This window comes from Paenibacillus lycopersici (assembly GCF_010119935.1).
GTDB lineage: Bacteria > Bacillota > Bacilli > Paenibacillales > Paenibacillaceae > Paenibacillus_Z > Paenibacillus_Z lycopersici.
Map to the genome: position 1 here is coordinate 3773017 of NZ_CP048209.1, position 20525 is coordinate 3793541.

Annotated in this window: 14 protein-coding genes; 6 read left to right on the plus strand and 8 right to left on the minus strand. The window is 59.9% G+C overall.

Going from position 1 to position 20525, the window contains the following annotated elements; genetic code table 11:
* Positions 1-52: 52 nt before the first annotated feature.
* Complete coding sequence (locus GXP70_RS16610; RefSeq protein ID WP_162357858.1) at positions 53-943, plus strand: DUF5050 domain-containing protein; 891 nt, start codon at positions 53-55, stop codon at positions 941-943.
* 1233 nt (positions 944-2176) lie between these two features.
* Here GXP70_RS16610 and GXP70_RS16615 read toward each other — a convergent pair.
* On the minus strand, positions 2177-2521 hold the full coding sequence (locus GXP70_RS16615) for a hypothetical protein (protein WP_162357859.1): 345 nt from the start codon (positions 2519-2521) through the stop codon (positions 2177-2179).
* Between the two features lie 304 nt (positions 2522-2825).
* On the opposite strand from GXP70_RS16615, the gene GXP70_RS16620 reads away from it, so the two are divergent.
* Positions 2826-4142 carry a glycoside hydrolase family 16 protein gene (locus tag GXP70_RS16620; RefSeq protein WP_162357860.1) on the plus strand — a complete coding sequence of 439 codons (1317 nt, stop codon included), beginning with the start codon at positions 2826-2828 and terminating at the stop codon, positions 4140-4142.
* 70 nt (positions 4143-4212) lie between these two features.
* Here the strand turns inward: GXP70_RS16620 and GXP70_RS16625 are convergent, their stop codons facing one another.
* Positions 4213-4557 carry a hypothetical protein gene (locus GXP70_RS16625; RefSeq protein WP_162357861.1) on the minus strand — a complete coding sequence of 115 codons (345 nt, stop codon included), beginning with the start codon at positions 4555-4557 and terminating at the stop codon, positions 4213-4215.
* 362 nt (positions 4558-4919) lie between these two features.
* Here GXP70_RS16625 and GXP70_RS16630 point away from each other — a divergent pair, with 362 nt between their 5' ends.
* On the plus strand, positions 4920-6554 hold the full coding sequence (locus tag GXP70_RS16630; RefSeq protein ID WP_162357862.1) for an S-layer homology domain-containing protein: 1635 nt from the start codon (positions 4920-4922) through the stop codon (positions 6552-6554).
* A gap of 139 nt (positions 6555-6693) precedes the next feature.
* Here GXP70_RS16630 and GXP70_RS16635 read toward each other — a convergent pair whose 3' ends face one another.
* Both GXP70_RS16635 and GXP70_RS16640 read right to left on the minus strand, forming a co-directional pair.
* Positions 6694-7503, minus strand: coding sequence for a class I SAM-dependent methyltransferase (locus GXP70_RS16635; protein WP_162357863.1), 810 nt, complete (start codon positions 7501-7503; stop codon positions 6694-6696).
* 56 nt (positions 7504-7559) lie between these two features.
* Entirely contained in the window at positions 7560-9062 is a 1503-nt protein-coding gene (locus GXP70_RS16640; RefSeq protein ID WP_162357864.1) for an amidase family protein, read from the minus strand.
* A gap of 246 nt (positions 9063-9308) precedes the next feature.
* On the opposite strand from GXP70_RS16640, the gene GXP70_RS16645 reads away from it, so the two are divergent.
* The 3 genes from GXP70_RS16645 (at position 9309) to GXP70_RS16655 (ending at position 12925) form a co-directional block, all read left to right on the plus strand.
* On the plus strand, positions 9309-10589 hold the full coding sequence (locus GXP70_RS16645; protein ID WP_162357865.1) for a stalk domain-containing protein: 1281 nt from the start codon (positions 9309-9311) through the stop codon (positions 10587-10589).
* A 258-nt stretch (positions 10590-10847) separates the two neighbouring features.
* Positions 10848-11801 carry a carbohydrate kinase family protein gene (locus GXP70_RS16650; protein ID WP_192043362.1) on the plus strand — a complete coding sequence of 318 codons (954 nt, stop codon included), beginning with the start codon at positions 10848-10850 and terminating at the stop codon, positions 11799-11801.
* A 113-nt stretch (positions 11802-11914) separates the two neighbouring features.
* Complete coding sequence (locus GXP70_RS16655; RefSeq protein WP_162357867.1) at positions 11915-12925, plus strand: 1-phosphofructokinase family hexose kinase; 1011 nt, start codon at positions 11915-11917, stop codon at positions 12923-12925.
* Positions 12926-13333: 408 nt separating this feature from the next.
* Here GXP70_RS16655 and GXP70_RS16660 read toward each other — a convergent pair whose 3' ends face one another.
* The 4 genes from GXP70_RS16660 to GXP70_RS16675 form a co-directional block, all read right to left on the minus strand.
* Entirely contained in the window at positions 13334-14311 is a 978-nt protein-coding gene (locus GXP70_RS16660; RefSeq protein ID WP_162357868.1) for an ROK family protein, read from the minus strand.
* Positions 14301-15476, minus strand: a complete 1176-nt coding sequence (gene nagA / locus GXP70_RS16665) for an N-acetylglucosamine-6-phosphate deacetylase (RefSeq protein WP_162357869.1) — start codon at positions 15474-15476, stop codon at positions 14301-14303. The genes GXP70_RS16660 and nagA overlap by 11 nt, the downstream gene beginning before the upstream one ends.
* Before the next feature lie 116 nt (positions 15477-15592).
* Positions 15593-16411, minus strand: a complete 819-nt coding sequence (locus tag GXP70_RS16670; protein ID WP_162357870.1) for a sugar phosphate isomerase/epimerase family protein — start codon at positions 16409-16411, stop codon at positions 15593-15595.
* A gap of 182 nt (positions 16412-16593) precedes the next feature.
* Positions 16594-20349 (minus strand): beta-galactosidase, encoded by a 3756-nt coding sequence (locus tag GXP70_RS16675; protein WP_225442446.1) that lies wholly within the window; start codon positions 20347-20349, stop codon positions 16594-16596.
* Positions 20350-20525: the final 176 nt, after the last annotated feature.

The window sequence follows — 20525 nt, forward strand, 5'->3', positions numbered from 1 at the left end:
CGTCAAGGGTGCAGAATATCCGGCCGCAAGGCTGGCAAAGGAGATGAGATGCTTGCTTAAACGAAATTTAATCGCGATGTTGGCCGCCCTTGCCCTTATCGTCGATACAACTTCCCTTGCAGCGGAACAATCGGGGAGCGCGGCGGTGAACGGTACAAGCACCGGGAATCTGAACAACAGCGGGTTCTATGTCGCCGAAGGCGATGCGATCTACTATAACAGTTTTTCCCGGGAAGGAGGGCTGTACCGGGTCAACGAGGACGGAAGCGGCAAAACGAAGATCGCCGACGGATTCTATGCCTATATGAACCTTGTCGGGGACGAGCTTTACTACTCGGACGGCTGGAAGCTGACGAAGATGAAGCTCGACGGGTCAGCCAAGCAGGTGCTTGCGCCTTCGGCTTTTCACGTCAACGTCGCGGGCGACTACGTTTACTACTCGAATATCGGACCGCAGGACGGACTTCTGTATCGGATCAAGACCGACGGAACCGGCACGGCCCAGTTACTAAGCAGCGATCATATTAGCCAGCTCGTCGTAAGCGGCAGCCGGATTTATTACACGTCCTACTACAACAAACTCTTCGAGATGAGCACGGACGGCAAGTCGAAGACGAAACTGCTGACCGGCAAAACGATCAATGAGCTGAACGTCGCCGGAGACTGGCTCTACTTCAACTACGATCAGCATTTATACAAAATGAAGACCGACGGCTCGAAGCTGACGCTGCTGTCCGCCGACGACGCGCGATCGATCAACGTCTCGGGGGATTGGATCTATTACAGCAATTACGGCGATAACAAGAAACTGACGCGCATCCGGACGGACGGCACGGATCGCGAAGCGCTGAGCCAGGCGAAGAGCATGTACATCCATGTGATCGGCAGCCATGTGTTCTACCATGATATGTCCAACATGGCGAAGCTGGATGTTACCCCATAATGTATGGGCGTCCCGGAAGTCGTCCAAGGGGACTATGGGCACGCGGGCTGTCGGGCAAGGTCAATGTTGTATGTGGAGAAAGTTCGACTTTGTATGTCGTGCAAGGTCGATGTTGTATGTCGAGCAAGTACTACGTTGTATGTCGCACAAGTACGACGTTGTGTGTCGAGCAAGGTCGACGTTGTATGTATCGAAGTGATCGCCTTCCTCCTCCGGGTCAAGCGGACTGAGGTTCCGTTATTTAGCGAAATCAGCCTTTTGGGAGTAACGATCGGACACAGGAGCCGTTATTGCCTCGCAATGGCATCGAACACATGATAATCGGCCTATTTAACGGATCTCCTGTCCGCCAACACTCGTAAAACCATGGTATTGAAGCGAATAAAGGATCTCCTGTCCGCTTCCAAAGTTCGACGGACGTATCGCGACCCAGTCGTCAAACAGACGGCTGGGCTTTGGAGGGTTCGCCAGGAAAGCTGCCGCCTCGGCAGGATTTCGGCCCTAAATCGGTCAGTCTCACCCGGAAAGCTGCCGCCCCGGCAGGATTTCGGCTCTTACCCGGTCTGTCTCACCCGAAAAGCTGCCGCCTCGGCAGGATTTCGGCCCTAAATCGGTCAGTCTCACCCGGAAAGCTGCCGCCCCGGCAGGATTTCGGCTCTTACCCGGTCTGTCTCACCCGAAAAGCTGCCGCCTCGGCAGGATTTCGGCCCTGAATCGGTCAGTCTCACCTGAAAAGCTGCCGCCTCGGCAGGATTTCGGCCCAGTTCCGGTCACTCTCGCCCGAAAAGCTGCCGCCTCGGCAGGATTTCGGCCATGACCCGCTCAATCTCACCCGAAAAGTTGCCGCCTCAACAGGATTTCGGCCCAGTTCCGGTCACTCTCGCCCGAAAAGCTGCCGCCTCGGCAGGATTTCGGCCCTGACCCGCTCAATCTCACCCGGAAAGTTGCCGCCTCGGCAGGATTTCGGCCCTGACCCGCTCAATCTCACCCGAAAAGTTGCCGCCTCGGCAGGATTTCGGCCCTGACCCGCTCAATCTCACCCGAAAAGTTGCCGCCTCGGCAGGATTTCGGTCCTGAACCGGTCAATCTCGCCCGGACAGTTACCGCCTCAGCAGGATTTCGGCTCTCACCCGGTCTGTCTCACCTGAAAAGTTGCCGCCTCGGCAGGATTTCGGCCATAACCCGCTCAATCTCGCCCGGACAGTTACCGCCTCAGCAGGATTGCGGAACCGGTCAGGTCAGTGGTTTACTCGGAGAGCCCGCTTTCATGCCATTAATCGTGTTTATAACAGCGCCATTGTTCCGCTTGATATAGTAAATCACGGCCGGTGTATTCTTGATCGGCGGATTACCGGCGGCATCGACGTACACCGACCACACGAGCACGTCCTTACGATCCGATTCCGAGTAGAAGTAACGCGTCGTTATCTCGGTATGGAACCGCGTCCATAGCTTCGCGTCTTCATAGCCGTCCATTTCGGCTTGACGAAGCGCAATTCGCTCGGCTTGTTCCGAAGAAATGCCGGTGTGTCTTGGATGAACGAGAAAGGCGATTTTCGCCGCAATCAATGCCGCCATACATGCAATTAATGCCGTTAATCTAATGCGATTCAATCCCTCACCCCAGACAATTCCATTTTAACGGACTACTAGTACACGCTGCCACCGATTGACAAGGTCGTTTTCCGCGTATCGCAACCCGCACTAATTTGTATCATTTATCCAATCGAACCAAATTCCCGCTGTAAATCCGCTCCGTTTCGTATATAATGAATGTGCTTTTCCGATTGTTGCATCATGGTCAGCCAGCGAAGATTCGTCTACGGGAAGGAGGCGAAGCTGCACAACCGCTCGTTAGCCACATTGAACAGGAGGAATTGACATGACCAAGAGAATCAAACCCGCGTTACAGCTCTTCATGGCCGCCGTTATGGCTGCCGCGCTCTTCATCGCATGGGGCAGCGATGCCAATGCGAAATCCCTCTCTTTCACCGCTTCCGACGATGCCTGGATGTGGGGCACGACATTCATGGGCAGCTCCACGACCAGCCTATCCGTCTACGGCGGGCAGGACAAGAAGGCCTATCTGAAATTCACGGCAAGCGGCGCCGGTACCATTCAAGACGCCATCCTGAAAGTGACCTGCGTCACCGGCGGAACGGCCACGGTTGACGCCTATGCGGGAACCGGCAACAATACGTGGACGGAGGCCAATCTGGCCTGGAATAACCAGCCGGCCGTCGGCACCCTGCTCGACTCCAAGAATATCAACTTCGTCGCCGGCAATACGTATTCGTTCCGCGTCAACTCGCTCGTTTCGGCGAACGGGACGTATTCGATCATCTTGAAGGCTACGGCAGGAAGCGAAGTCGCGTTCGCTTCCAAAGAAGGCGCCAATGCGCCGCAGCTGATCGTCTCCGACGGCACGACGCCGATCTCATCCGAAGGTCCGAGCCTCGCCGGATACACGCTCTACAAAGACTATTCGTTCGGCACCTCGAAGAACGTGAACAGCCTGACCGCCCTCTCGAACAATTTCAATGCTTACGGCATCGCCGGCACGACGGTCATTAACAGCGAATGGCAGCGCTATCAACCAATCAATGCGACGAACCATGTCCTGACCTCCAATTCGCTCGATTTGACGGCAGTCGCGAATCTCGGCGGCGTCTATGACGGCGGAATCAGCAGCGGCCAAATCACGACGAAGGAAACCTTCTACCCGTCGAACGGCAAGACGTATATCTTCCAGCTGCGCGCCAAAATCCCGAACGGCGTCGGCACTTGGCCGGCCTTCTGGATGTATTCGCCAGGCGGCACGGGCTCGACCGCATCCGAAATCGATATTTTCGAATTCTTCAACTCTCCGACGCAGAACCACTACGACTGGACCGGTTACGACCATGGCTCGGGCGTAGGGGACAATTACTACAACATCATGACGAATCAATGGGTTTGGCATCCGGGCACCGATTTCTCGGCCGACTACCATACGTACTCGCTCGTCTGGAAGGAAGGCGAAATCCAGAAATGGGTCGACGGCACGATGGTCAAAGGCACCAACTTCCTCTGGTACGGCCCGGCGCCGCAAGTGCTGATCAATCTCGCGATTGGCGGCAGCCCGAACAGCAACCCGACTTCCGCTACGTTCCCGGCGAAGTTCAGCCTCGATTACTTCCGGGTTTACGTGAAGAATTGATGCCCGTTTAAGTTTAGCGTAAAGGGATGAAGCGAGCGCTTCATCCCTTTTTTGTGCGAAGATTGACCCTTTAACGTATCGTATCTTGATCGCCGGGATGACTGATCTGACTGAGACGGTAGCCCTTCGCCGCCGAGCCTTCGTAGGTCGCGAAATATTCGCTGCCGACTTCGATCAGATTCCACACCATATTGCTGTCTACGATAAGTCGGATGTCCTCTGCGTTCGACATGCTGGAATTATGAGCTACGATCCACTTCTGTTTATAATCATCCGAATGCTCCTTGGCCGTAACCTTAATGAACAACGTTGCCGCGGTATAATCGTCGCTTGACGCGCTGGACGTGCCCGCGCACCCCGACAGCAGCATGACCAGCACAAGCATCGCGGCGGATTTCGGCAGATGTCTCTTCATCGTGATCCTCTTCCCCTTCTCGATCGCGTAGGATAGTTGCTTGCTTATTATGTAAAACGTTCGTATCCGCGTTGCGTTGCGCAAAAGGAATCATTTTTCAGCGAATTTGTAAAGATTTTATTTTCATATTACATAATCATTGTTATGTAAACATTATTGAGATAGTCGGGACACGGTCGAAATGAGGCGATGTTCGTATCGCACATAATATTAGTTATGTAAACTCAAGTCACGCCACCGCATGAATTCATCGACATCCCTGCCAATAATTACGTCTAGGTATTCCGATTTCTATTCGTTACGATAGATAGATCGCTTATGCGATGCGCTCTATTATTAGCGGAAAGTGAGAGTCTAGACCCATGTTGCGATTATTGTCTATCCGTCAAACGATCGTCGTCGGCCTGCTGGCAGTTATGATGGCATCCCTGCCGCTGCCTTTCCCGGCAACGGCCGCCGCAGCCTCATCGGTTCTTCCCTATGACGATATCCGCAGCAATTACGCGACGGAATCGATTGTTAATATGACGAAACTGAACATCATAACGGGCATGGGCGATCGCCGGTTCGAACCGGACACAGCGGTAACACGCGCGCAATTCATAACCATGCTCGACCGATTGCTGGGCATTGCACCCGTGACGAGCGCGATTGCCGCATTCAGCGACGTGGCGCCGGCGGCATGGTACTACGAATGGGTGATGCCCGCGATTCAATTGAACATCGTTCAGGGCATGACGGCTGCTTCGTTCGAGCCGAATCGCCCCGTCAGCCGTCAAGAAGCGGCCGTCATGATCGCTCGCGCGCTGAAACAGTCTTTATCGGCTTCTACGGCCATACCTACGGGACTTTACATGGATCAGGAGCAAGTCGGTACATGGGCCGCTGCCGCCGTCATGAGGCTAACGGAGATTGGATTGATGGGGGGCGACCAAGGCCGCTTCCGCCCGCAAGCATCGATGACCAGGCAGGAAGCGGCCGTCATGCTGAACCGGATCTGGACGTATCCAGGCTGGAAGGCGAAACTCCAGGCGCCGCCGCCGTCAAGCATTCAGCTTGGCTGGCAATACGGGCAGACGACCGCTCAATTCGAGAAGCAAGTCGCGCAATCAAGCGTAAACACCGTTTCGCCGCGTTGGTTCTTCCTTGGGCAATCCGGCGCGCTCGAGGACCAGACGGACGCTTCCCTCCTCCTCTGGGCGCGGCAGCAGGGCAAGCGCGTATGGGCCATGGTCGGCAACCATTCCAGTCAGGAAGCGACGCATGCGATGTTGTCCGACGCGGGCAAGCGTCAGGCGTTCATCCTGCAATTGGCGGAACGCGTCCGGAAAAATGGCATCGACGGCTTGAATATCGATTTCGAGAATATGATGCCCGAGGACCGAAGCGCGTTCACGGCGTTCATTACGGCGCTTCACCAGCAATTGAAGACCGTCCCCGCCGTCTTGTCCGTTAACGTCTCTCCGGATTTCGGGACAGATTGGACCGATGTGTTCGATTACCATGCGCTGTCCGTCAACGCCGATTATATCGTGCTGATGGGCTATGACGAGCATTGGGACGGGGATCCGGAGCCCGGCTCGGTCTCTTCGCTGCCATGGCTGCGCACCGGGATCGATCGCTTGCTGGGCGAAGCGGCTGCCGGTAAAATCATTCTGGCTTTGCCATTGTACTCGCGCGAGTGGACGCGCGGCAAGGATGGCTCGTATACGTCCGAAGAGATCAGCCTGCTCGCGCAAAATCGCGCCATACTGGCGAATAAAGCCGTGACGGCGTGGGATGATACGCTTGGACAATATGTATCGGCGTACATTGATTCATTGCTGCAGCGCCGGATTTGGCTGGAAGACGGCCGTTCGTTGACGCGCAAAACCGAGTTCGTTCATACTTACTCGCTCGCCGGCAGTGCTTATTGGTATATCGGCGGGGAAAGCACCGATGTGTGGGCAAGCATAAGCAATGCGAACAAATACGATGCGTACGATTTCACGTCATAATTCAAGCGCATCAAACCGAAGAGCACGGGCGATTCATGATCATGCCTGCGCTCTTCTTGTTTGTTCATGTAGTCGTATGAGCCGTACCGCAGCATTCAATCCCGTATGGCCGCCCCCATCCATGACTGATTCGGCGTTGTCAAGCTTTCCGCCCGATGTACAGCAAATGCGATGCCGTCGCTCCCAGCAGATACGGATCCGCAGCCGATTCATAGATCAGCTCCATTAGCTGTTTCTCTTCGCCGCGCGATTGCCAATACGCCCAATTCTCCTGCGTCAACCGCCCGCCGATGCCGGAAGAAGACAGCAGCGAGACCGTCTCGAAGCCATGACGTTCGAAGAACGGCTGGATATCCGCGATATTGAAGAAATACGCTCCCGTGAACCGGCCTTGATCGGCATGATCGAATATGCCGGTCTCCTTGAAGCTCTGGATGGCCGCCATATTGTCCAGCGGCTTCCATTGCGCGGGAGCCATTAAGGCCGTTAATATTTTGCGGATACGCGGCCGCACCGCGACGAATACGATTCCGCCCGGCTTCGTAACCCGGTACAGTTCCCTGACGGCTTGAATCCGGTCATCCTCCGCCTGCAAATGATACAGCGGCCCCAGCATGAGCGCGGCATCGTAATGATCGTCTGCCAGCCCTTCCAGTCTCCGCGCATCTCTGACCAGAAAATCGTCAAATTGATTAACGAGATTAAATTCCTCCGCCTTCGCTCTCGCGATATCCACCAGCCTTGGCGTCAGATCGGACAGCGTTACGCGGAGGCCCAGCTTCGCCAATGCCATCGCGTATTTGCCGGGACCTGCCCCGTTATCCAGAACGCGCCCTTCCTTCGGCAGATGCTTCCGGATGAAATGCCAGTTTACGTTGAACTCCAGCGGTTCGCGGTCAAGCCTGCCCCACTCGTCGAAACTGGAATAGTAGTCGATGATTTCACTCACGGCATGCGCCTCCAATGCGGTATTCGACATATGATTAATGCTGTTAATAGAATGCGTCAGGCACGGATTTCAGGCTTCACGCGGTGCTTCGTTCGCTGCTCATACGCGTAGGCGATACGAATGAGCGCCGGTTCGCTGAACGCGGTGCCGGCGAACGTAATGCCGAACGGCCTGCCGTTCGCTTGATACCCTGCCGGAACGGCTATGGACGGATAGCCCGCCTTGGCGCTCAGATCGGCGCCGATATACGCCGGGAACAGGATGGCATCCAAGCGATATTCCCGCAGGGCGTAATCGATGCCGTCGTTCTGCGCGCGCCGCAGGTCGAGAACCGACTCCAGGGCGTAATCGCTCCCGCCGAGCGGATTGACCAGCCCCTCGCGATACTCCAGGGCGTCCTGACCGTATTTTAACGCCTTCTCCTCATGCGCTTCGTTCCATCGAATCAGCTCCGCCAAGGAATGAACCGGCATATGCGCCGGAAGCCGATGCAGATAATTGTCGATCGCATGCTTGAATTCAAGATTCATTTTGTTCCACTTCCAAGGCCCGTGGAAGGAAGGGATCCGAATGGCCTCGACGACCTCGGCTCCGGCTTCCTTCATATCCCGGATCGCCTGCGAGAATAACGATTCATCGAATTCGCCGCCGTTCCGCGCATGCTCCGGCACCTCGCTGAATACGCCGATCCTCGCTCCGCGCAAGCCCTCTTCGTCCAGATAGGCGGTATAATCCCGCATGTCAGCCGAACCGCTGCCGGGATCGGCGATCGAACCGGCATCGCGCCAGGTGGCCGGATCCTGCTCGTCCCGCCCGATCAAGCCGTTCAGCAGTGCTGCCGCGTCGGCCACCGTTCTGGCCATCGGGCCTGCCGTATCCTGGGAATAGGTGAACGGGATCACTCCCGTGCGGCTGATCAAGCCGACGGTCGGCTTGATGCCGACGATCGACATCTGCACGGCCGGGCTTAAGATCGAAGCGGACGTTTCCGTGCCTACCGCCGCCGCCGCGAAATTCATGGCAGCGGCAGCCGCCGATCCGGTGCTGGAGCCGCCTGCGAAATAATCGCCGTACGGATGCGCGACTTGGCCGCCTCGCGAGCTGTACCCTGCCCACATCGTAGAGGACATGCCGTTGGCCCATTCGGTCATGTTGTTGGTCTTGCCCAGGATCACGGCTCCGGCTTCTCTCAAGCGCTGCACGAGAAAGGCGTCCCGGTCGCACACATGCTGCTCCAGCGCCAACGATCCGGCGCTCGTGCGCATGTTGTCGCCGGTCTCGATGTTGTCTTTCAACAATACCGGTATGCCATGGAGCGCCCCTCTGCCGCCGGCTCGCGCCCGTTCCGCATCCAGTGACTCCGCAATGAATATCGCATCGGGATTGATTTCCAAGATGGCATTGATACGCGGTCCGACCTTATCGTATGCCGCTATTCGGGAGAGGTAGGCAAGCACCAGGTCCCGCGAAGTCAATCGCCCCTCCTCCATCGCAAGCTGCAGCTCGGCAATACTCGCTTCTTCCAATTGCAGGTTCGGCAACGGATAGGCAGTTGTCATGGTTGGATTCCGCTCCTTTATCGATCCGTATCTTTGATAGAACGGAGTATAGGTCTCTCGTATATTCGATTATAGTCGATTTTCCGATTCTTGTAAGTCTCTGCTTGATTTGCTAATGATATGCAAACTTTCTGCAACCCTTGGAATCCTGCGCGCGTTATAATAGTGTTTGATTGCTAGATTAAGCGACCTGCAGGACAACGCTTGCTATTATGCCTTTCTTATCCGAAGGAGTGTCGAAATTGTATGCGTTCCAAAAGTAACGTAGTCAAAACTTCATTGCTGGCCGCGAGCTCGGCCCTGTTATTGTTCTCCGGCGCTGCCGGCGCCGCTGCGACTCCCACGGCGGCGAGCGCGTCTCCGCCGATCGGCATCTTGCTCGACGGGTACCCGCTGCCGTTTCCGGCCGCGCCGTTCGTAGCGGACGGTACGACGATGGTGCCGTTTCGCGCCATTGCCGAGGCTTTGAACGTTCAAGTCGACTGGTCCAACAAGACGCAGTCGCTGACGGCGACGAAAGCGCCGGCCGATGCGAACGCGACGGCAACGACGGTCGTGCTGCGCAAGAACGACAAGAAAGCCTCGATCAACGGGCAGCAGCAGGTGCTGGCCGTCGCGCCGGCGATGAAGGACGATTCGCTATTCGTCCCGCTGAAATTTTTCAGTACGGCGTTCGGCGCAGCGGTCAGCTGGGACAGCGTGCTCCGGACCGTCTCGATCGTATCGCCGGCCGAGCCGATGTATGCCGAAGCGTTCTACGCCATCTCCTCGTTCAAGAAAGTCGCGCTCGTACCGAAATTCAACGCCGTATCGTTCGGCTGGACGAGAATCGACGCAACCGGCAATCTCGTCTTGAACGGACGAGATTATTACTGGCCGAAGCCGGCGGGAGACGTGACGCCGGAATCGATCGTGCAGGACGCCGCGGCGGCGGGCAGCAGCCCGAATCTGATGGCGGTGGCAACGGACGGCAGCGGCGAGCTGACGAAGCTGCTTCAGGATCCGACGCTTCAATCCGCGGTCATCGACCAGCTGGTGCAGCTCGCCGCGGACAATCATTTCAGCGGAATCACGCTGGATTTCGAAGGTCTCGGTCTATCCGGCGATTTGGCGGCCATCCAGCAGTCCTACACCGGCTTCGTGAAGCTGCTGGACCAGCGCGCGAGCGCGGCGAACTTGAAGCTGACGCTCGCGCTGCATCCGCTTAACAGCTCCTACCGCGGCTACGATTATAAGAAGCTCGGCGAATTGGCGGACGAAATCATTCTCATGGCGTACGAGTATTCGTATGACAAAGGACCCGAGCCAATGAACCGCGTGAATGAAGCGGTCCAGCTGGCCATGAAGGAAGTGCCGAAGTCGAAGCTGGTGCTCGGGATTTCGCTGGGCAGCGAGAACGCGCAGTCCGTCGGCGACAAGATCGGCCTGGCCAAACGATACGGCATTAAAGGCGTCGCCTTCTGGTACCTGGGCATTCTGAGCGACGATACATTACGCGCGATTCAGAATACGATCGCGCTGCGATAGCCGGATTGCTTCCCTCGAACCCCTCATAGACTTGCTTGACAGGACTGCCGGCTAGCGTACGAAATCGCTCGGGGCAGTCCTTCGTCATTCTACGGCTCCGATCGGCACTGACAACGGTAAACCTGAATAAGAAGTGAGAATCGTAAATAGTGACGATTGCCGCGCAGCCGGATTTCTCATACGATTATCCTCGGAAAGGCATTTTTGACGCAGGCCCGCAACTCGTATTGAACCCATTACGAAATGAGGAATGCCGTTATGCCAGCGAAGAAAATCATCGTGATCGGAGAATTGAACGTGGATTTGATTTTTGCCGACAAGGATATTCGTCCGGAACCGAACCGCGAGAAGCTCGTCCGCGAATTTCGTCTCGCGCTCGGTTCTTCCTCCGCCATCACGGCGGCCGGTCTTGCCGGACTCGGCTACGATGTCGCCTTCGTCTCCATTGTCGGCGACGACGAATTCGGCGCCTACTGCCGCAAGGAGCTCGTCCGGCTAGGCGTCGATGCGGCGCATGTGCTCGTTGACGGCAGCAGACGTACAGGCGCGACTCTGTCCATGTCGGACGGCAGCGACCGCTCCCTGCTGACGTACATGGGCACGATAGCCGACGTGACGCCGGAGCTCGTGCCGGAGGAACTGCTGCGCGATGCCGCTCATGTCCATTTCGGCTCTTATTTCCTGCAGGACGGCATGCGGCCGCATTGGGCCGAGCTGTTCAAGCGGGCGAGGCAGAGCAGTCTGACGACCTCGTTCGATGTCGGATGGGATCCGGCGGAGCAGTGGGACCGCGAACGGCTGGCGGCGCTGCTCGCATGGACCGATTGGTTCATGCCGAGCGAAGAAGAAGCGCTGCGCATCTTCGAAGCGGAAGATATCGCCAAGCTTGCGGCCAGTCTCCCCACGTCGCGCGGAGCGGTCGCGGTCAAACGTGGCGGCGAAGGCGCCGCTCTCTTCCTCCCGGACGGCCGAGTCGTAGAAGGCCTCCCCTACTCCGTCGAACCGCTCGATACGACAGGAGCGGGCGATAATTTCAACGCCGGCTTCATCGCCGCCATGCTCGAAGGCCGGAGCGATGCCGATGCGCTGCGCTTCGCCAACGCCTGCGGCGCCTTGTCGACGCTTGCGATCGGTGGCGCCGGAACGGTGACGCGCGAAGGCGTCGAGCGGTTCTTGAACGAGCGGATTACATTCCCTGCGGATGCCGGATGACGAGGAAAGAGCCGGCATGCGGAAAGGATGAAGCGCGAATGGCTGATAGGCGATCGGATGATGGGCGATTGGATGATGGGCGATGGGATGATACACGATTGGATGATGAGCGATTGGATAATCAGCTATTTGGCAATATGCAATTGAATGATATGCGGTTAGATGCTCCGTCGAATCAAGAATTGACGCTGCCGATCGTGTGCGCTTCCTTAAACACGGCGATCGATAAGCGATTGATGCTCCCCGGGTTCGGGCTCGGGCAGGTGAACCGGGCGGCTCGCATCGAGGCGACGGCGGGCGGCAAAGGGTTGAACGCCGCGCGCGTCATCCAATCGCTCGGCGCCCCGGTCATGGCAGCCGGCTTTGCCGGAGGCGCGAACGGCAGTTGGGTGAAGAACCGGCTAGACGCGATCGGCCTCGACCACCAGTTGGTCTTGATCGACCAGGAGACCCGTATCTGTCTCAATCTGATCGATGAGAGCACCGGCGTTTCCACCGAAGTGCTGGAGCCGGGACCGGACATTTCGCCGTCCGAGAAGGAGCGTTTCCTTACGCTGTGGCGCAGCTTATGCCTCCCCGGCCGCTGGATGACGCTGTCGGGCAGCCTGCCGCGAGGGCTCGGCGACGATTACTATGCGCGGCTGGTCGGCGCGGCACGTCAGGCAGGCGCCCATGTCGTGCTCGACACGAGCGGCACGGCGCTCTCGCTCGGCGCGGCAAGCGGCCCGCATACCGTAAAGCCGAACGAGGACGAGTTTCGCTCCTGGACCGGCGACGACCCGCGGGAGCATGACGCCGTTCGCCGATTGGCGGCTAAGCTGGGCGAAGCCGGCGTACGCACCGTCATCGTCTCGCTCGGCCGCGACGGCTGCGTTGCGGCGACGCCGGACGGCGAGCTGTGGCGAGCCGTCCCGCCCGCCGTGCAGGCGGCGAACCCGGTCGGCAGCGGCGATGCGTTCGTTGCCGGCTGGACGGTCGCCTGCGCGCGGGGCATGGAGATGCCGGAGGCGCTCCGTTTCGCCGTTGCGGCGGGTACCGCGAACGCTCAATCCGCCGGAACGGGGCAAGTGAGCCTGGCGGACACGATGGCGCTGTGTGCACGCGTAGAGGTTGAACGCGCTTGAGGAATCGGTGACCGGTCAGTCGGGATCTCCGTATGCGAGGCTGCTTCGAGAACACGGAAACGTCCGCTTCCATGAACGGGAAGCGGACGTTATGCTGTCATCATCTTATGAGGCTCGCGAGCGCGTCAAGCTGCAGATCAAGGCCGTCCAGGCAGACCGAGCCGTCAAGCAAGCCATCAAGTCCGGTATTCTCGTTAAGTCCGCGATAGACGTTGCTGTTCGCATGACGCACGATGCCAGACCGCGATCTCCTTGTCGATTCCACCGATAGTCGTTGCTGCTCGCTTGACGCACGCTGCCAGACCGCGATTTCCCAGTCAACTCCACCGATAGACGTTGCTGCCCGCATGACGCAGGCTGGCAGCCGGAAACCGTCAACTGCTCGATTCGAAGGCGCCATCGTCCGCTTCAATAGCTCGCTGCGTAGGAGACGGCACCGATCAAGCCGGCGGAATCGCCCAATGCGGCTTTCAGGATAGCCGGCTTCTTCTCGAAGGTGTATCGCGCTTGTATTCGCTCCCGGATCGGGCCGAGCAGCAGGTCGCCCGCTTCGGCCACGCCGCCGCCGATAATGACGGCTTCCGGATTGAGCAGGGTGACGGCCGTCAGCACTTTGGCGGACAGCACCTCCCCGGCCAAGCGGAATATCCGTCCGGCCACGGCGTCGCCGGCCATCGCGGCCGTATACACGTCTTGCGCCGTCGGCGTACGGTTCAACCGGCTGAGCGAGGTGCTCTCGCCGTTTGTCTCCAGCGCCTCTCTAGCCAAGCGCGCGATGCCCGTGGCGGAGACGATACTCTCGACGCAGCCGCGTCTGCCGCAATTGCACGCCCCGTCCTGTCCCTCGACGGCGTCATGTCCGATCTCGCCGGCATAGAAGCTGGCGCCGCGGACGAGCCGCCCGTCCGCCACGATCGCCACGGCGATGCCGGTGCCGATCGTAATGCACAGCGCGTTCTTGTATCCCCGGCCCGCGCCGGCCTGCATCTCGCCGAGCGCATAGATGCGGACGTCGTTGTCGATATGCACGGGGACGCCCAGGCGGCGGCTCATCTGCTCGGCGAACGGAACGCCGCGCCAGCCGAGGTTGGAGGCGCCTTCCGCACGGCCGAGCACGGGATCGACCCAGCCGGGAACCCCCATGCCGACAATGGCCACGCCGTCCGTGAAGCCCGCCTCCCGCGCAAGCGCGTGGATCGCTTCGGCCAAGGCGTCGCAGAACGAATCCGGCCGATCGGTCGTTCCCGGAAAATGCGGCTTCAGCGTCGGAATGACCGTCTTCTTCAGCAGCGTGCGCGTCTCGTCGAAGATGCCGATCACCGTGTTCGTGCCGCCTATATCGACGCCAACCAGCGCTTTCATCGGCTTGGCCTCGTCAAGCTTCATGGGACTGCCTCGCATAAACCGAACGGCCGCCGACAATCGTCTCGTACAGGTCGAGCTCCCGGTCGACGAGGACGAAGTCCGCGTCCTTGCCCGTTTCCAGCGATCCTTTGCGATCCGACACGCCCGCCTGGCGGGCGGGAACCTCCGTTATCGAAGGGAGCAGCCGCTCCAGCGAATAGCCCGTGAACCGGATGGCATTCCGCAGCGCCTGAATCGTCGTGAGCGCGCTGCCGGCCAGGCTGGAGCCGTCCTTCAGATAAATTTGGCCTTCATGCATGGTGACGCCGCCATAGTCGCCGTCGGGCAGGCCGGCGCAGGTCACCGCATCGGTGATCAAACAGACGTTCATCGCGCCCTTCGTCTCGAACAGCAGCTTGACCGCGGCCGGATGGACATGGATGCCGTCGCAGATCAGCTCCGTCGTCAGTTCGGACAACAGCAGGCCGGCCCCGGCGACGCCTGGCTCGCGGTGATGCAGCGGGCTCATCCCGTTGAAATGATGCGTCGTATGGCTGATGCCTGCGCCGACGGCGTCGCGCATCTGCTCGAACGTAGCGTCGGAATGCCCCGCCGAAACCGTAATGCCGCCGGCCGCGAATTGACGGACGGCAGCCATGCCGCCATCGATCTCGGGCGCGACCGTGGCGATTCGGATCTGCCCCGCCGCCGCATCGATCAGCCGCTTGATCTCGGCCTCCGTCGGAATCCGCAGATCCGCCTTGCTCTGGGCGCCGCGCCTTCGCTCCGACAGATACGGCCCTTCCAGATGGATGCCGATCAAGCCGGCGCCGGTCACGCCTTGATTCATCGCGTCTGCCGACGCGCGCAGCGCCTGCTCGATCTCCGCCAGCGGCGCGGTCGTCGTCGTCGCGAGAAACGCGGTTGTCCCGTGCGCGGCATGGAAGCGGCTGACGCCGTCCAACTCCGCGTACGTGCCGGACATTACGTTGCATCCGCCGCCGCCGTGGATATGCACGTCTATGAAGCCCGGCAGCAGCAGCCTTCCGCCGGCGTCATGCCGGGCAATCGCGGGATCGGCCGCCAGCTCCGGCCCTCCGATCGCGGCGATCGTGCCGGCGTCGTCAACGACGAGCGTGCCTTGCTCCACGATGCCGGCCGGCGTGTAAATCGTTGCGTTTGTCCAATAAGCGGCTTTCGAAGCCATGCCATCATCTCCTATAAGAACGGATCGCTGTTACGGAAAAGATGCATTCTGACTCGGCTCAGCTGCTGTACATGTCCAACGTATTCGTCAAGCGGCCTCAAGCTAGTACGACGAGGTTACTTCTCCTGCGCGAAGGCGGACATATAGCGCACGAATGCCGGGAACGCGACGTCCGGCGGTTCAATCTCCGGATGCCACCGCTTCTCCCATTCGAACGAGAAGTACCCGTCGTAGCCCTGCTCGCGCAGCAATTCGAGGCAAGCTCCGATCGGCACATCGCCTTCGCCGGGCAAACAAAGCCGGCGATTCTCGTTGGAACCGGACATATCCTTCACGTGAACGTGCCGGACGTAGGGCCCTAGCTTCGCGTAGGTCGCCTCCGGCCGCTGGCCGCCGCCGTGCTTGTACGTAACCTGAATGTCCCACAGCACGCCAATCGCCGGCGAATGCGTGCGGTTCAGCACGTCATGCAGAATGTCGTGGTCGGCAAAATCGCCATGCGTCTCGATCAACACCATCACCTGCTTGCGCAGGGCATAATCGCCAAGCGTCTGAAGACCGGCAGCGACGGCAGCGATCGTCGGTTCCATGTTCGCCTTGTCGGGGATCGCGTCGCCGAACACGCGAATGTATGGCACGCCGAGACGCTCGGCCAAATCGATGGTCGCCTTGCCTTCTTGAATCGCCTCTTCGTAGCGTTCCGGCGCATGGAAGACGCAGGACGTGCTCAGGCAGCAGATCGCCAGTCCTTTGCCCCGCAGCGCCTCCTTGGTCGAATCGATCCGCTCCGGCAGGAACGGCGGGCATTTCGGCAGCAGCAGCTCATCCTGAATGCCGCGCACCTCGATGGCGTCATAGCCGAGCCGGGCCGCCTCCTCCATGATGCGTTCCCACGTCCAGTCGGGACAGCCGAGCGTATTGAGAGCAAGTTTCACCGTAACATCTCCTTTTCGTTATGAGCGCTTTCGCCTCTTACGTTCTTAATACCCTACTCGCGCGTGAAATCCTGCTAGCTTCGCCTTTTAAGCCCCTTCTTCCAAATTCCTCCCATGCAAATTGCGAACGGCATTCGGCAGAGTCCTTGAAGCCCGGTTTCAATCCGGCGCCTAAGCCGGTTTCAATCCAGCACCGTAACGGCATGCGCAGCTTCGAGGCCTGTTGCCGCATCTTTCACCGATATTGTCCACGTCCCCGTCCGGGCGTTGACCGGGATCGCGAATGCATGCGCGCACTCGCCGCGTTCCGCGTATACGTTGTCGGAGTAGAGCCATTCGCGGCTGCCGTCCGGGCCGTACACGTGGACGCTCAGCACGCTGGCGAACGATTGCGCGCCATCGGCATCAAGCATGAACCGGACCTGCGCCGTATCGCCGCGCTTCCACGCGTCGGCCGCGTCGATCCGCAAGCCCGTCGCGCGGCACGGCAGCAGCGCGAACAGCTTCGTGTCGCCTTCGGCCAGCTCGAAGTCCGCCTCGTCGGCATATCCTACATAGCGGCGCTCGCGGATATCGTACACATGCGCCTTCTCCGCGAAAGCGAAGCGCAGCCGTTCGGCCGCGTCCTGCCGCTCCCGGCCGGCGCCGACGGCCAAGCCGTCATGGCCGAGCGCCTGGTTCCGGCTCAGCTTCCGCAGGACGGCAACGTATGCGGCGCCGTCGCCGGCGTAATAGAAGCTCTCGCAGCCGGTCTCGAACGGACTGCCGTCCGCGCGCGTCAGCGATGCCGGCTTGACCGCGCCCGACAGGCCGACGAGGCTGCGGATAAGCTTGCGCAGCGCGGCGCCCTCCCCGGTCTGCGTACGAAGCTTCGGATAGTTGTTCAGCGCGATGTTAAGATAGACGGCTTTCCCCTTGCCTTGCTCTCGTACGTTCACGGCGACGACCTGGCGCGCGAAATCATCGCGGTATGCCGGCGTCCCCGCGGCCGAGCGCGTGCCGAATTCCGCCATGCGTTCATCCTCGAACGCGCCCGGCGCAAAATACGGGAACGCCACATTCGGCACGAAGCCGTCGTTGATATAGAACGGCTCGGCTTCCGTCGTCAGCCGCTCGATGCCGAACAGGCCGTCCAGCGAGCCGGCTTCCAGCATGCGGCCGCGATGATCCATGAGGCCGGTCTGGAAATCCCCGATGACGGTCCCGCCCTCGCCGACGAAGCGGGCGATCGCCAGCGCCTCCCCTTCGCCGAGCGCGACCGAATACGGCAGCACGAGCAGCTTGATGCCTCGGGCGGCCAGCTCGCCCGCCTCGATCTGCTGCGTGGCGACAAAGTCATACTGATAGCCGAGATCCTCCAGCATATCGATCCAGCCTTGGCGGTTGCTCTCGAAGCGCGCCTTGTCGCCCAGAATGGCCGTACTGCGCACGGAGGCCATCGAATAATGCAGCGCGATGCCGCAGTGATCGCGCTTCGCGGCATGCAGCAGCAGCTTGCCGATGCCATGCTCGCGGATTTCCCGGAACGGCACGCTCAGATCGCGGGCGCTTCTGCTCAGGGAGTAATCGGGATTCAGCAAGCTGTATTCCCAGAACAGGTTGCAGAGCGTCAGCCCGTGATAGACGGCATGCCAGACGCCGTATTGCGCGTTAACCCCGTCCGCGCCGTAGCCGAACCAGCCGCCGATAATCGTGCCGGGCTTGGCGAACGAGCGGTGGAATTCGTATTGATTGCCGACGCCGTACGCTTCGAAATACCCGACGTGCTGGTGCAGGCGGTAGTAATCGTAGCCGGAATAGGCCGTCGACGCCTGGCAGCCGGACATTCGGATGACCCCGCCCTCGTCGGCTTCGCGCACCAGGGCGGCGATTCGGCGGTAGGCGTCGACGAAGATATGCTCCATGAAGCGCCGATGATCGGTCCACGGGGCGAACTGCCGGGTCTTCCTCGCTTCTTCGCGCGTATGCGGGACGACATCCTCCCAGCTGGCGAACGCCGTGCCCCAAGCGCCGTTCAGCTCTTCGAGCTGACCGTATTCCTGCCGCAGCCAGACGCGCATCTCGCGCATGCAATGAGCGCAGAAGCACAGATCCAGCTCGTCGGTATAACACGTAAGCGAGCCCTCGTCGTTGGCGAAATAAGCGATCGGTCCGAATGTCCTGAATTCGGACACGGTTGCCGTAATCTTGCTCCGCTGCTCTTCCCAGAACGACGGATCGTTCAGGCACGGCACGCGGACCAGGAAGCGCTTGTCGCGGGTCCGGTAGTACCGCTCCTTCCGCTCGACGTACGGCGCGCGATGGTACCAGTAGACGCCCATCCCCGAGGCGCCGGACATCGTCAGTGTCTTGGCGCTGCCGGGATACAGGCCGGTGACGCCGATTTCGCGGTAGCGCTCGGCGACGAGCGGGAGAAAGTCGCCATGGCCCCGGTTCTGCGGCGCGGTGAATACTTCGAAGTCGTCCAGCCGCCGCTTCGACGGCGTAACGACGATGCCGCCGGACGACCAGCGCTGAAGCAGGCGCCCGCCCCGTCTGATGTCGGCTTGCACCTCGATATGCATCGACTTGGCTGCCGCAGCGCGGTACGCATGCGTCAGCGTCTCGCCGATTCGCAGCTCGGGCGACGATTGCTCCAGCACCCGGCCGAAATCATCCGCGACACGGATGACGAGCTGTACGCCGGATTCGCCCTGCAGCCGGAAGACCGCGTGAAGCGTCTCCCCGAGTGCCAGCGCGTCATGGTTGACGGAAGCGTGCGCGAACGAGGCGGCAAGCGGCCTCTCCAGCGCGAACGTGGCGAATTCCAGTACGCCTTCGCCGGCGAACGCTTCGACCTCGATGCGGAATGCGCCTCCGTCGTCCAACGATTCCGGCAGCCTAAGCAAGCCGTCCGAACCGCAATCGCCTTCGGCGACGATTTCGTCGCAGCCGTCCTTGATCCTGTACCGCAGCCGGTCGGACGCCGCGCTGCCTTCGCGGCGGATTATCCAGCTGCGCTCGCCCTGTTCGGCGACGGAGAGCGCGCAGTCCGGCTCGCGCTTCGCCGCCCATACGACGCTGCGGTACGCCAGCTCGTAGAAGTAGTCGAGGAACGCGAAGGACGCGCCGGTCCGGACGCCGCTCCACTTGTCGATCACGGCGTCGTACGTCGACTCCTTGCCGGTATAGTCCTTATGCTGCGGCAAAATATCGCGCGGATAGTAGCCGAAGGCGACGACGCGCCCTTGGCCGTACGACTTTACGGCTGCGATCGGCGCGCCCCCCTCCGCTTCGATCAGCACTTCGCCGGCGGCCTCGTACGGGTAATAGGCGAGCTGCTCGCTCGGCAGCCGCCCGAACGGAATGCCCCGCGTAATATAATGCGGCGCCGCTGCCGACCAGCGGCCGGACGCCAACAGATCGAAGCGCACCTTCGGATAGCCTTCGCCGGCGTTGTTGTCGACGGCAAAGCCTTCTTCGAACAGGTTGACGAGCGGCGACAGCGCCTCCAGCTCAGGCGATTTGGGCTTGTCTTCGCCATTGAACGGACGAATCAGCACAAGCCCCGCGCCTGCCTCGACGCGACGCAGAATCGCCTGCCGGGTCGCCGGCGTGAAATGCGCCCAGCCATTCACCGCAGGAATGACGAGCACATCGTAGTGCTCCTCCGAGACGAGCGCGCGCTCCAGATTGTCAATCATGACATGCTGGTCGTCGACCGCGGCGCGGATATCGTAATAGTCGCCGATCCCCCACTTGTTCAAGTCCCACGCTCTGTCGAATGTGACGGTTTCGAAATCGACGCCGGTGCGGCGGATGAATTCGACGATTTCGTACCCATGCTTGACGCTCGGGACGAAGAACAGCTTCAGCCGCTCCCCTGCGGGCGGCTTCATGCGGCTCGGACTCGGGTCGCCGAAGCCGGTGTCGTATGCAAGGTCGTATAGCTTTTCCATGACAATCCCTCCTTGAACGGAAGATGGTTCCGCTTGCTCCGGCAATGATAAAGTTGCACGACTCATGCGGCATCCCCTCTTTCGAAGCCGCGTTTCGATCGGGAGACTCCGCCTCATTACCAGCCTAGAACATCGGTTGCGGGAAGGAAATCGCCTGTTCTTTGACTGCTTCACCT